The sequence below is a fragment of the Rhodococcus sp. T9N genome (assembly GCF_024436645.1).
GTDB lineage: Bacteria > Actinomycetota > Actinomycetes > Mycobacteriales > Mycobacteriaceae > Rhodococcus_F > Rhodococcus_F qingshengii.
The window spans coordinates 159,814-172,554 of the sequence record NZ_JAMSKS010000003.1; the positions used below are offsets into that span (position 1 = coordinate 159,814).

The 12,741-nt window shown below is 62.0% G+C and carries 15 protein-coding genes; 9 read left to right on the forward strand and 6 right to left on the reverse strand.

From position 1 onward, the window contains the following. The first annotated feature begins 42 nt into the window (after positions 1-42). The 3 genes from M1L53_RS07170 to M1L53_RS07180 all read left to right on the forward strand — a co-directional run bounded on the left by M1L53_RS07170 (position 43) and on the right by M1L53_RS07180 (position 1,523). The gene (locus M1L53_RS07170; RefSeq protein ID WP_003940252.1) at positions 43-459 is read left to right on the forward strand and encodes a hypothetical protein; all 417 of its coding nucleotides are present in this window, start codon (positions 43-45) and stop codon (positions 457-459) included. A gap of 74 nt (positions 460-533) precedes the next feature. Next, on the forward strand, positions 534-947 hold the full coding sequence (locus tag M1L53_RS07175; protein WP_021332241.1) for a VOC family protein: 414 nt from the start codon (positions 534-536) through the stop codon (positions 945-947). Continuing rightward, entirely contained in the window at positions 948-1,523 is a 576-nt protein-coding gene (locus tag M1L53_RS07180) for a TetR/AcrR family transcriptional regulator (RefSeq protein WP_003939856.1), read from the forward strand. A gap of 12 nt (positions 1,524-1,535) precedes the next feature. On the opposite strand, the gene M1L53_RS07185 is transcribed toward M1L53_RS07180, so the two are convergent. The 3 genes from M1L53_RS07185 to M1L53_RS07195 all read right to left on the reverse strand — a co-directional run bounded on the left by M1L53_RS07185 (position 1,536) and on the right by M1L53_RS07195 (position 4,815). After that, positions 1,536-2,375, reverse strand: coding sequence for an aldo/keto reductase (locus tag M1L53_RS07185; protein WP_003940402.1), 840 nt, complete (start codon positions 2,373-2,375; stop codon positions 1,536-1,538). A 145-nt stretch (positions 2,376-2,520) separates the two neighbouring features. Continuing rightward, entirely contained in the window at positions 2,521-4,152 is a 1,632-nt protein-coding gene (locus tag M1L53_RS07190; RefSeq protein ID WP_030535395.1) for an ABC-F family ATP-binding cassette domain-containing protein, read from the reverse strand. A 66-nt stretch (positions 4,153-4,218) separates the two neighbouring features. After that, on the reverse strand, positions 4,219-4,815 hold the full coding sequence (locus tag M1L53_RS07195; protein WP_054188857.1) for a class I SAM-dependent methyltransferase: 597 nt from the start codon (positions 4,813-4,815) through the stop codon (positions 4,219-4,221). Positions 4,816-4,945: 130 nt separating this feature from the next. Here M1L53_RS07195 and M1L53_RS07200 point away from each other — a divergent pair, with 130 nt between their 5' ends. After that, entirely contained in the window at positions 4,946-5,794 is an 849-nt protein-coding gene (locus M1L53_RS07200; RefSeq protein WP_037128502.1) for an aldo/keto reductase, read from the forward strand. Positions 5,795-5,858: 64 nt separating this feature from the next. On the opposite strand, the gene M1L53_RS07205 is transcribed toward M1L53_RS07200, so the two are convergent. Next, entirely contained in the window at positions 5,859-7,010 is a 1,152-nt protein-coding gene (locus M1L53_RS07205; protein ID WP_054188856.1) for an NADH:flavin oxidoreductase, read from the reverse strand. A 202-nt stretch (positions 7,011-7,212) separates the two neighbouring features. Between M1L53_RS07205 and ctaD the strand changes: the two genes are divergently transcribed. The 3 genes from ctaD to M1L53_RS07220 are packed head-to-tail and all read left to right on the forward strand — an operon-like array spanning position 7,213 to position 9,961. Then, entirely contained in the window at positions 7,213-8,967 is a 1,755-nt protein-coding gene (gene ctaD / locus M1L53_RS07210; protein WP_046379038.1) for a cytochrome c oxidase subunit I, read from the forward strand. Between the two features lie 45 nt (positions 8,968-9,012). Continuing rightward, the gene (locus tag M1L53_RS07215) at positions 9,013-9,486 is read left to right on the forward strand and encodes a MarR family winged helix-turn-helix transcriptional regulator (protein WP_003939892.1); all 474 of its coding nucleotides are present in this window, start codon (positions 9,013-9,015) and stop codon (positions 9,484-9,486) included. Positions 9,487-9,520: 34 nt separating this feature from the next. Next, positions 9,521-9,961: a DUF5313 family protein gene (locus M1L53_RS07220; RefSeq protein WP_223304421.1), complete on the forward strand. Its 441-nt coding sequence runs from the start codon at positions 9,521-9,523 to the stop codon at positions 9,959-9,961. Between the two features lie 9 nt (positions 9,962-9,970). Here the strand turns inward: M1L53_RS07220 and M1L53_RS07225 are convergent, their stop codons facing one another. Beyond that, the gene (locus M1L53_RS07225) at positions 9,971-10,999 is read right to left on the reverse strand and encodes an NAD(P)/FAD-dependent oxidoreductase (RefSeq protein WP_083471255.1); all 1,029 of its coding nucleotides are present in this window, start codon (positions 10,997-10,999) and stop codon (positions 9,971-9,973) included. A gap of 33 nt (positions 11,000-11,032) precedes the next feature. Here M1L53_RS07225 and M1L53_RS07230 point away from each other — a divergent pair, with 33 nt between their 5' ends. Together M1L53_RS07230 and M1L53_RS07235 are read left to right on the forward strand one after the other, a co-directional pair. Further along, entirely contained in the window at positions 11,033-11,659 is a 627-nt protein-coding gene (locus tag M1L53_RS07230) for a helix-turn-helix domain-containing protein (protein ID WP_083471254.1), read from the forward strand. A gap of 56 nt (positions 11,660-11,715) precedes the next feature. After that, positions 11,716-12,174: a GNAT family N-acetyltransferase gene (locus M1L53_RS07235; protein ID WP_042451126.1), complete on the forward strand. Its 459-nt coding sequence runs from the start codon at positions 11,716-11,718 to the stop codon at positions 12,172-12,174. A gap of 12 nt (positions 12,175-12,186) precedes the next feature. Here the strand turns inward: M1L53_RS07235 and M1L53_RS07240 are convergent, their stop codons facing one another. Further along, positions 12,187-12,723 carry an AAA family ATPase gene (locus M1L53_RS07240; protein ID WP_003940554.1) on the reverse strand — a complete coding sequence of 179 codons (537 nt, stop codon included), beginning with the start codon at positions 12,721-12,723 and terminating at the stop codon, positions 12,187-12,189. Positions 12,724-12,741 lie beyond the last annotated feature (18 nt).

Consider the following 12,741-nt stretch of genomic DNA (forward strand, 5'->3'; position numbering starts at 1 on the left):
TGCCGGCGGATAAGGTTCGGGCAACGGAAGGGGCTTGGCATAGTGGTCGAACAGTTGGTGCTCGAAGAGTCCGGCCTGGTCGTGCAGGTGCGCGAGGATGGTAGCTACTGCGTGGGACCGCAAGGGCGCGAAGCGGTCTGGCGCGATCCGATGGAGAAGGGTGCAGTCATCGGTATCGGGCAGCACACTCCGGGGGATGTGGAAGGCGAATCGTGGTGGGTCGTGTACGGCCAGTCGGACATCGGGGCGGACGTCACCGTTCGACTCGAGGACGGGTCGCACGTGCCGGTTTCGCGCCTCGGTGAGATCTTCGCCAGTGAATGGGTGAGTACCCCGCAGCAGGCGTTGCTGTACCGGTCCGATCGCCCGGTGGAGTCGCAGCCCACTAAACTGTCTGTGCTGTTCGCCAGGCCGAAGTTCATGCCCAAGGCGGCGTTTCCGGAGAATGATCGCTTGTAGTTGAAGCGAGCTGCCGTCGGGAGGCTGGCAGCCATTTTCTCGAAACATTACGGTACGTACTGTACTGTTTTGGAATGACAACTTGGCCGAACGACCTCGCAGTAGTGCAAGTGCGCGTAGCGCGACCCACCGACAGGCTCGACGACGTGATTGCGTTCTATCGCGACTGTCTGGGATTGCCAGAGCTCTACCGGTTCTCCGGTCATGCCGGGTACGACGGAATCATGCTGGGTCTGCCGGATTCGAACTATCACCTCGAATTCACGACCCACGAAGACGGAAGCCCGTGCCCGGCGCCGACGCAGGACAACCTGTTGGTGCTCTACTTCGCCGGCGAGTCGGCGATGTACGAGGTAGTTCAGAGGTTGGGGGAAGCAGGGCACGAACCCGTTGGCGCCGAGAATCCGTACTGGGAGGAGAATGCGGGGATGACTTTCGAAGATCCCGACGGCTGGCGTCTGGTGCTCATGCCGCGGCCGGTGCTGTAGATGGTGCGCGCCCGCGACGAGCGGATCGACGACGCCGTTCTGGCGGCAACCCTGGAGTTGTTGGGGAAGAACGGATATGCGGAGCTGTCGATCGGTTCGGTGGCGACGAGAGCGGGCGTGCATCGACCCGCCATCTACCGGAGATGGCCGTCGAAGCGGCATCTGGTGGTGGACGTCGTCGTGGCGCACATCGGCACTGATCCAACGCCGGACACCGGCGATCTCAGGGCAGACCTGGTCGCCGGCATCACGACATTGGTTGTGGGGCTGAGCGAAACGGTAGTCGGGCGGATCCTGCCCGCGTTGGTCGCGGATCTGGCGGCGGACCCGGAATTGGCGCGGGATTTCCAGTCGGCATTCTTTCAGCCTCGACGCGATTCCACTGCGGCAGTGCTGGAATCGGCGCGCCTACGCGGCGACATACGGAGCGACTTCGACCTGGACTTCGTCCTGGACGCGCTGGCGTCGCCGATCTATTACCGAGCGTTGTTCCGTCACTTACCGCTGGACGCGCTCCTGGCCGAGCAGTCCGTCGATTCTGTGCTGCTGACGTTGACTCCCCACGAAAATTCTTGAAGCCGTTTCGATTCAGTTCAATTCGACTGGATCAGGCCCGACACGGCTGTCGGTGTTCAGCGCTGCGATGGCCGCTGACTCGTCGGCATCGAGTGCGAAGTCGAAGATTGCGGCGTTGTCGCGCATGCGTGCAGGCGTGACCGACTTCGACAGAACGGTGTGACCCTGTTCGAGATGCCAGCGCAGAATTATCTGTGCCGGGCTCTTGCCGTGTGCTGCAGCAATTTTCCCGATGGCCGGGTCGTCGAGGATGGTTCCTTGTCCCAATGGGCTCCAAGCCTCGATTTCGATGCTGCGACTCTGGGCGTACTCCCGAGAAGTGTGCTGTTGCAGTCTGGGGTGCAATTCGATCTGGTTGACGGCCGGGGTGGTCGCGCTGTGCTGGGCCAGCAGTTCGAGGTGCTCGGGCAGGAAGTTGGACACGCCGATCGCACGGGTGCGGCCGGAGGCGAGAATTTGCTCGAATGCCGCCCAGGTCTCGACGAACAGGCCCTTTGCCGGCGCGGGCCAGTGAATCAGATAGAGGTCGACGTAGTCGAGTCCGAGCTTGTCGAGGCTGGTGTCGAAAGCGGCGAGTGTTCGGTCGTGGCCCTGATCGTCATTCCACAGCTTGGTGGTGACGAACAGCTCTGACCTAGGGATATCCGAACCTGCGATGGCGCGGCCGACCCCGGCTTCATTTCCGTAGATCGCGGCCGTGTCGATGTGGCGGTAGCCGATCTCGAGAGCTGCGGCAGTGACCTCTTCGGTCTGTGCGTCCGGTACCTGGAAAACGCCGTACCCGAGTTGCGGGATGGTGATCGGCTCGCCGGTGGTTCCGTGAGTCAGTGTGCGGTCGGGGATCGACAACATTGAAGAGTGCCTTTCGGGACTGGGATGTGGCAGCTCGACGGGGGATCATGTCATCCGCGGGCCACCTATGCCGCGCATGCAACTATTGCGTGCGCCTGATAAATAGTTGCACACGCGGGTTGTCTGCGCAAGCAGAGTCGATCGGCTACTCCTCGAAGAGCTGTCCGTTCTCCATTCTCCACCGGCGCGTGCTTCGGGTGGACTGCAGCATGCGTCGATCGTGAGTGACCAGAAGGAGGGTTCCCTCGAACGACTCCATTGCCTGCTCGAGCTGTTCGATCGCCGGAAGGTCGAGATGGTTCGTCGGCTCGTCCAGTACCAGTAGGTTCACGCCGCGAGCCTGGAGCAAAGCAAGTGCAGCCCTTGTTCTCTCGCCGGGGGACAGGGAAGCGGCAGATCTGAGTACGTGGTGTCCGCGCAGGCCGAACTTGGCGAGGAGAGTGCGGACATCGGCATCGGGCCAGTCCGGAACCTGCGCACCGAAGGCCTCCACGACTGGTTGATCACCTTCGAACAATCCACGCGCCTGATCGATCTCACCGATCGCGACACCGGAACCCAGCGACGCGATGCCCTCGTCCGGGACGAGTTTGCCGAGCAGGACGTTCAGGAGGGTGGTCTTGCCTGCCCCGTTCGCGCCCGTGACGAGAATCCGATCGCCCCAGTCGATCTGCGTCGTGACCGGACCGAACGTGAACTGACCGCGAGTTACCTTGGCGCCGTTCGTGGTTGCGACAACGGAACCGGACCGCGGCGCCGCCGCGATCTCCATGCGAAGTTCCCACTCCTTGCGCGGTTCCTCGACGACTTCGAGTCGCTCGATGCGGCGTTGAGTCTGGCGGGCCTTCGCGGCTTGCTTCTCCGTCGACTCGGTCCGCAATCCGCGTCCGATCTTGTCGTTGTCCTTGGCTTTACGACGCGCGTTGCGGACGCCGTGTTCCATCCAGTTGCGCTGCATCTGTGCGCGATCTTCGAGATCGGAGCGGGTGCCTGCGTATTCCTCGAACGCCTCGCGTGCGTGCTGGCGGGCGATCTCGCGTTCGGCGAGGTACGACTCGTAGCCGCCGTCGTACACGGCGATGTCCTGTTGTGCCAGATCGAGTTCCACGATTCCGGTGACGGTGCGCGAGAGGAACTCGCGATCGTGGCTCACGACAACCAGTGCTGCGCGCGTCTCGGCGACAAATCGCTCCAACTGCTCGAGACCGCGTAGGTCGAGATCGTTGGTGGGCTCGTCCAACAAGAGAATGTCGTAGCGCGAAAGCAACAGTGACGCGAGGCCGGCGCGCGCGGCCTGACCGCCGGACAATGCCGTCATATGTGCATCGAGTGGAACTCCGAGACCGAGTTCTTCGACCACCTTCTCGGCGCGCTCGAGCAGGTCGGCGCCGCCGAGAGCGAGCCAGCGTTCCAGTGCCGGGGAGTACAGATCCTCTTCGGCTTCGGCCAGGGTTTCGGCTGCGGCGTTCATGACTTCCTCGGCGTGGGCGACGCCGGTGCGGCGGCCGAGGAACTCGAGGACGGTCTCACCCTCGATGCGATCGGGTTCCTGCGCGAGGTAACCGACCGCAGCATCCGGCGGGCTGAGGATGATCGAACCTTCGACGTCGGCGGTTCCGATTCCGGCCAGTGCGGTGAGAAGCGTCGACTTGCCGGCGCCGTTCGCGCCGACGAGGCCGATGACGTCGCCGGGGGCAACGGTGAGGTCGAGGTCGGAGAACAGGGTGCGTTCTCCCCGGGAAGCAGAGAGGCCGCTGATGCGCAGTGTTGCAGTCACCTGAGAAGTATCCCCGGTGCTGTGCGCCTTTATTAACCGCGGGGGTTTAATAAAGGCGCACAGCAGTCAGCCACGGACCAGGTGATACCAGCACGGATGTGCCGCACGGACCGGAAGTGGCGATTCACTCACGTCGGCGGCCATGCTCGAGGCCATCGACCAACCGTCGAATGCACGCATGACGTCCTCCTCCGAGACGCCGTGTGGCATCGGCCAACGGTGCCCCGGTCCGAATGCGAACATCACCATGGACGCTCCCGGTGCGGTGATCGCATTTACGGATCTCCCGTAGTCCCGCCGTTGATGATCGGTGAGCCCGTGAAAACAGCCGATGTCGAGCACCAGCAGGTGCCCGCCGTCGACAGCAATGTGCAGGTCTGCCGCGTCCTCGTGGAGGAACCGGACGTCGACGTGTGCTTCACGCGCGTGTATGCGCGCTTTGTCCAGCGGTTCCTGTTCGGCGTCGACGCCGGTGACGTGCCACCCGCGTTGCGCCAGCTCGATGGAATGGCGTCCGGTGCCGCAACCGATATCGAGTGCACGGCCACCTTCCGGGACGGGAATCGCATCCAGAAGGCCGGACAGTTGAGCGTCGAACCCGTGCCCGGTGTGCTCCCACGGAGTGACACCGACCTTGTAGGCGAGACGATATGAAAGATTCATCGCTCTCTCTTTTCTCGAGGCGATTCCAATACTTGTCTTCCAAGGTAGACCGGCATTTCGGGCGGTACAAGGGCACTGCCCGGAGGTTCGGCGGGGAATGCCTCCCGGCCCTCGCGCGTTGGATCCATATATGACCGAGACCAACGATGTGACCTCTGTACCGACCATTGTTCTGAACGACGGTAAGACGATCCCCGCACTCGGATTCGGTGTGTTCCAGGTTCCGGACGACGAGACGCAGGAAGCCGTCTCCACAGCCCTGAAGACCGGCTACCGCAGTATCGACACCGCCAAGATCTACGGCAACGAGGTGGGCGTCGGCCGCGCGATCGCCGAATCCGGCATCGCCCGCGAAGACCTCTACATCACGACAAAACTGTGGAACGACGACCAAGGCTACGACTCGACGCTTGCGGCATTCGACGCGAGCCTCGACAAGTTGGGTCTCGAGTACCTCGACCTGTACCTGATCCACTGGCCGGTTCCGTCCAAGGACCTGTACGTCGAGACGTTCAAGGCATTCCAGAAGCTCAAGGCCGACGGACGGGTTCGATCCATCGGCGTCTCCAATTTCACCATCGAGAACCTCGAGCGTGTCATCGGCGAAACCGGTGAGGTGCCGGTTCTCAATCAGATCGAGCTCCATCCCAAATTCAACCAAGCCGAACTGCGCGCCTTCCACACCGGCAAGGGAATCGCGACGGAAGCGTGGAGCCCGCTCGGACAGGGAACCGTTCTCGGCGACCCCGTGATCACCGCTATCGCCGACGCTCATGGCGTCACCGCGGCTCAGGTGATCATTCGCTGGCACCTGCAGATCGGAAACGTGGTGATTCCGAAGTCGGTGACCCCCGAACGTATCGCCGCCAACTTCGATGTCTTCGGATTCGAACTGACACCGGAACAGATCAACGCGATCGGTGCTCTCGACGACCCGGCCGGCCGCATCGGCCCCGACCCGGTCACGCTCGGCAGCTAGTACTTCCGGCAGACCCACAAACGGCACTCCCACAATTGCGGGAGTGCCGTTTTGTCGTGCGAGGTCAGTTCAGGTGTGTGCGATGTTCTGCGGTGAATGCGATGTGCTCGTCCGCGCGTCCGGTGCGGAGCTTCTCGACCCACTCGGGATCGGCGAGCAGCGCGCGCCCGATGGCAACCATGTCGAATTCACCCCTCTCGTACTGAGCTTCGAGACGCTCCAGTCCGGTGACAGCAGATGCAGCTTCGCCGGTGAATGCCGTCGTGAACACGGAATCGAGTCCGACCGAACCGACGGTGATGGTCGGCAACCCGGTCAGCTTCTTCGTCCAACCGGCGAGGCCGAGTGTGCCGTCTTCACCGTCGAGTTCAGCGAATGCCGGTTCCCAATGACGCCTCGTGGACGGATGCAGAACGTCGACGCCGGCGTCGACCAGGGGAGTGAGGATGCGGCCGAGTTCTGCCGGGCTCTGGGCGATACGAGCGTCGTAATGGCCGGACTTCCACTGCGAGAATCGGTAGACGATCGCGAACTCGTCCCCGACGGCCTCTCGGATTGCGGCGACGACCTCGGCCGGGAAACGGGTGCGGGCCTCGAGTGATCCGCCGTAGCCGTCGGTTCGGACATTGGTTCCCGCCCAGAGAAATTCGTCGAGCAGGTAGCCATGTGCTCCGTGCAACTCGAGACCGTCGAACCCGGTGTTCTTCGCGTTGAGTGCGGCGTCGACCCACGACTGCTTCAAGTTGTCGAGGTCAGAGGTGGTGAATTCTCGTCCCAGGCGGGTGCCGTCCAGTGCCAGGCCGGAGGGGCTGACGGTTTCGACCTCGGGGTTCAGGCGCGAGTTCTCGCCGCGTTCGACTCCGAGGTGCCACAGCTGAGGAATGATCGATCCGCCTTCGGCGTGGACGGCGTCGACAACCGACTTCCAGCCACCCAGGCTCGAATCGCCGTAGATGCGCGGTACGCGGGTGTGCGGGCCGGCTGCCGGGTCCGGGATGTACGTGCCTTCGGTGATGATCAAGCCGACACCACCTGCTGCGCGACGACGGTAGTACTCGGCTACGTCGGCGCCGGGGATTCCGTCCGGCGAGAAGGCGCGCGTCATCGGGGCCATGGCGAAACGGTTACGCAACGAGAGTGATTTGACCTCGAAAGGCTCGAAGAGGCCGCGCAACGCGGAGGCCTCGGGTGCTGTCGATGTGTCGGGAAGAGTCACGGGTTTGTTCAACGCGGCGGACCCTCGACCTATTCCGCCGCCTGACTTTATCTCACCGAAATCTGCAAAAGGTTGCGTACGTTCGGTTTTCGATAGATGCTCACGTCGGCCACACTTAGTTTGTGCATTAACTATTAACATGCGATATGGTCGTGCGGAAAGTTCTTGAGGCGGTATCGAGCACGAAAGAGGACGCGCGAGCATGACGACAACGGTGCCGGACGAGCGGACCGGAGAGTTGGAGCCGATTCCGGAGCGGCCGTACCCGAAGCGCCGTGATCCCAAGGGGTCGTGGATGTTCGACATGATCAAGACCACCGATCACAAGAAGATCGGGATCATGTACATGATCACGGCTTTCGTGTTCTTCCTGATCGGCGGCCTGATGGCCCTGTTCATGCGTGCGGAACTGGCTGTCCCCGGGATGCAGTTCCTCTCGAACGAGCAGTTCAACCAGTTGTTCACCATGCACGGCACGATCATGTTGCTGCTGTATGCGACGCCCGTCGTTTTCGGCTTCGCGAACTACATACTTCCGCTGCAGATCGGTGCCCCGGACGTGGCGTTCCCGCGTCTGAACGCATTCGGGTTCTGGCTCTTCACTTTTGGTGGTCTCATCGTTCTCGGCGGATTCCTCACGCCGGGCGGCGCTGCCGACTTCGGTTGGACCGCGTACACCCCGTTGTCGGGTGCGGTGCACAGTCCCGGCGTCGGCGCCGACCTGTGGGTCTTCGGTCTGACGGTCGGTGGCCTCGGCACCATTCTCGGTGCGGTCAACATGATCACCACCGTGATCTGCCTGCGCGCACCAGGTATGACGATGTTTCGGATGTCCATCTTCACGTGGAACATCTTCATCACCAGCATTCTGATCTTGATGGCGTTCCCGCTGCTGACCGCTGCGTTCATGGGTCTGTTCGTCGACCGTCACCTCGGTGGACACATCTTCGACCCGGCGTCGGGTGGAGTTCTGTTGTGGCAGCACCTGTTCTGGTTCTTCGGTCACCCCGAGGTGTACATCATCGCGCTGCCGTTCTTCGGCATCGTCTCGGAGATCTTCCCGGTCTTCAGCCGTAAGCCGATCTTCGGGTACACCGGATTGGTCTATGCGACACTGGCGATTTCAGCTCTGTCGATCGCGGTGTGGGCTCACCACATGTACGCGACGGGTGCTGTTCTCCTGCCGTACTTCTCGTTCATGACGTTCCTGATCGCCGTGCCGACAGGTGTGAAGATCTTCAACTGGATCGGCACGATGTGGAAGGGGCAGTTGACCTTCGAGTCGCCGATGCTGTTCTCGGTCGGCTTCCTGATCACCTTCCTCTTCGGTGGTCTGTCGGGTGTCATTCTCGCGAGCCCGCCGATCGACTTCCATGTCACCGACACGTATTTTGTCGTCGCCCACTTCCATTACGTGGTCTTCGGTACGGTCGTGTTCGCCACGTACGCCGGTATCTACTTCTGGTTCCCGAAGATGACCGGTCGCATGATGGACGAGCGTCTCGGCAAGTGGCACTTCTGGACCACGTTCGTCGGTTTCCACGGCACGTTCCTCGTTCAGCACTGGCTCGGCGGCGAGGGGATGCCGCGTCGCTATGCCGACTACCTGCCCTCGGACGGGTTCACGGTGCTGAACTCGGTGTCCACGATCTTTGCCTTCGTGCTCGGTGCCTCGACGCTTCCGTTCATCTGGAACGTTTTCAAGAGCTACCGCTACGGCGAAGTTGTCACCGTCGACGATCCGTGGGGTTACGGAAACTCGCTGGAGTGGGCAACCACCTGCCCGCCGCCGCGTCACAACTTCACCGAGTTGCCGCGCATCCGCAGTGAGCGCCCGGCGTTCGAGCTGCACTACCCGCACATGGTGGAGCGAATGAGGGCGGAAGCGCACGTGGGTCTCACCGGGCAACCCACGTCGACGTTGGAGAAGAGTGACGATCGTCGCCAGATTGATTAGTGCAATAATAGTTGCTGCACTAATTAATCTGATAACATCGGATTCATGACGACGAAGGCTCCGCAGACGCAGATGGATGATCCGCTGGCTCTCGACCGGCAGGTGTGCTTTGCACTTGCGGTCGCGAACCGGGCGGTGCTGTCCGTCTACCGGCCACTGCTCGAGCCGATGGGCCTCACGCATCCCCAGTACCTGGTGATGCTGGCACTGTGGGGAAAGTCGCCGATGGCGGTCAAGGAAATCGGGCAGGCACTGCAACTCGATTCGCCGACGCTGTCGCCGCTCCTCAAGCGACTCGAGGCGTCCGGGCTGATCACGCGAACCCGTAGCCGCGCCGACGAACGGCAACTGGACGTGGACCTCACCGAAGCCGGTGTGGCACTGCGCGCGGAGGCGGAGAAGATCCCGCCGGCGGTTGTCGCGAAGCTCGGCGTCAGCCTCGCCGAACTCGAAGAACTCCACAATGTTCTGACGCGGGTCAACGAGGCCGCGCTCCGCGCCGGAGCCTTGGACCAATGAGAGAAATGTGATGACTGCATCCGAAAGAAACGTGATGACTGCGTCAGTACCGTCGATGCGTACCGAACAGGTGACTTCCGTGACTTCCAAAAAGCAACGTACGAGCCCGAATCCTCTTCAGTGGTTGGGTTATTCAGTGGGGCGCAAACTGCCCGATTCGATGCAGGACTGGGTACGAAACGACCTGATCGGTGACTGGGCCGTGCCGCGTCACCTGATCCGAAGCATGGTGCCGTTCATTCCAGTGTTCGCGGCCTTCATGCTCTTCCCCGGACCGTGGGCCCTGCGGGCATCGATGGTGCTGCTCGGAGTGCTTCTGGCACTGTTCTATTCGGTCTCCTACATGGCTCAGAACAGGTCGCGCCGCCTCGAGCGTCACGGTTTGCCTTCCGACCTCGAGAACCCGAAGAAGATCTCGCGCCACGACGCCGAGAAGGCCGCCTACGAGAAGTTGCACGGCGGCCCCGCGACGTAGACACCTCGGTCACATGCCGTGGAGGGTGCTGCCGCCGTTCATCTCACAGACGCGTTGCTCCACGGTCGCCGAGAAGCCCCCTTCCGGCTCGGTCGAACGAAGAGCCGATTCGACATCTTGCTCGACCAGATATCCGTTGATCGCGATTGCCGCGGTCGAACCTGCAGCCGCAGCATTGATTACCTGAGCGCGAGGGTCGACGACGTTGCCGGCGCCCCAGACGCCCGGAACGCTGGTGGCGCCGGAACGATCGACAGCCACGAATCCCGTGGGGCTGGTTTTGCAGCCGAGTCGCGTCAGATGTGCGTCGTTCGGAACGAAACGTGGCGCAACGAACAATGCTGAGCGAGGGACCAACTGGCCGTTGTCGAGTTCGACGGCCCTCAGTTCGCCTCTCTCACCGATCAATCCAGATACCGATCCGTCGGCAACCGTCACCCCACGCGCAGCCAGTCGCGCGCGTTCGTCGGGGGTGAGCGAGATCTTGTGGGGGAAGAACGTCACATCCGACGACCACTGTCGGAGTAGAAGCGCCTGGTGAAGTGACATCTCCCGAGCGTCTGCGCCGAGAATGCCGATCGGTTGGTCGCTGATCTCGTACGCATGGCAGTACGGGCAATGGAGCACGCTTTGTCCCCAAAGCTCCTGGATGCCTGGTATTTCCGGGAGTGAATCCCGTAGACCGGTGGCAACCAGCACAGTACGAGTTTCGAGCGTCGTGCCTCCTGAAAGTTCGACGACAAAGCCGGGTTCGATACCGCGCCAGGAGATGTCGACTACGTCATCTTGTGTCAATTCCACTCCGTACGTCTGCAATTCGCTGCGTCCGACGGCGAGCAACTCACGTGGCGCCATGCCGTCGCGCGAGAGGAAGCCGTGCATGTGTGCTGCCGGTGCGTTGCGCGGTTTGCCGGAATCGATGACGGCGACCGAGCGCCGAGCACGACCCAACACCAGGGCTGCGCTGAGTCCGGCGGCGCCACCGCCGACGATCACGGCGTCGAGGATCTCAGTTTCAGTGTGTGTTCGCATGAGCACAGATTGCTCGCGGAGGGGGTTCTTCAGCAACTAATGTTGCCATTTATGGGAATCGCCGTCAGACTCGGCACCATGAATGTCAACGGTCCGCACATCGATGCCGCCATCTCGCAGATCGGCGCGCGCCTCAAACGCATTCGTACACAGAGGAACGTCACACTCACAGCGCTGTCCGAGTCCACCGGTATTTCGAAGAGCACCCTGTCGAGGCTCGAAGCGGGGGAGCGTCGCCCGAGCTTGGAGTTGCTGCTTCCGATCGCGCTTGCCCACCAAGTGCCGTTGGACCAACTGGTGGCGGCACCGCAGGTCGCCGATCCACGCATCCAGAGTGCGCCTCGAAGCGTCAGTGGGCGAACGGTATTGCCGCTGACTCGGCAACCGGGTGGGTTGCAGGCATTCAAGATGACCATCCCGGCAAGCCAGACGGAACCGGATCCCCAAGTGCACGACGGCTACGAATGGCTGTACGTGTTGTCGGGGAGGTTGCGGTTGGTGTTGGCCGATCACGACATCGTGATGGGTACGGGTGAAGCTGCTGAATTCGACACCCGAAACCCGCATTGGTTCGGCAGTGACGGGCGCGGCCCGGTCGAGGTACTGAGTCTGTTCGGCCCCCAAGGAGAACGCATCCACGTTCGGGCCAGGCCTTCGGCGAAGTGAAGGACAGTCATACTTTCATTCGGTACTGCCGGAAGCGAAGAGGACAGTGAGGATCTGTGCGAATCGAAATTGACGACCTGAGTCGGGATGCGGTCCGTGCTCTACTCACCGAACATCTCGCCGACATGCACGCGACCTCGCCCGCGGACAGCGTTCACGCGCTGGACGTCACGGGGCTGATGGATAGCTCTGTGACCATGTGGACGCTGTGGAGCGAAGGTGACGAGTTACTCGGTTGCGTCGCACTCAAGGAACGGTCGTCGGCGGGCGGCGAGATCAAGTCGATGCGAACGTCATCGGCAGCAAGGGGGCGTGGCGTGGGAACGCGACTTCTTCAACACGTCGTGGACGAGTCGAGACAACGAGGTTACCGGCAACTCGAATTGGAGACCGGTACGCAAGAGTTCTTCGATCCAGCTCGCCGGTTGTACGCGAAATTCGGGTTCGTGCCTTGTCCACCGTTCGGGAACTACCGCGAAGACCCGAACAGCGCATTCTTCGTTCTCACCTTGTGAGCAGCTCGCACGCTACAGCATCTTGGCTGTGATGCGTCGTACTGCACTGTCGGAGTCCATGATTGCGGTGTCGAGCACCAGCCGTTCCGTAGTCCACGGCTCGTAGTCTCGATCCAGAATTTCCTGCCACGTCGGTAGTACGAGATCCGGGATGTCGACGACTCGCCGTTCAGCGCGTCTGCGATGCTCGTCGGGATCCGAACAGATGACCTCGACACCGAGCAGGCGCGCCGAATTATGTTGTGCGGTAGCGGACCAGGCGTTTCGTGTCGCCTCGACGGGGTTGACGCATTCGACCACGACCGAAAGTCCCAGTCGCAATTGTTCGGCGGCGAGCGCGTACCCGGTGATGTATCCAGCGGTCCCGGACGCGTCAGCTATACCGCTGCGGATCAGCGCCTGTTCGATGGTATCGATCCGCACGAAGGGGATTTGGTGACGCTGCGCAAGCGCCCGCGCGATCGTCGACTTGCCGGTGGCCGGCAAACCACCGATCACGACCAGCGTTGCGCGAGTCGATGGCTGGGGGTTGTGTCCGGCATCCACCATCCCCGAAATGTACGGGGC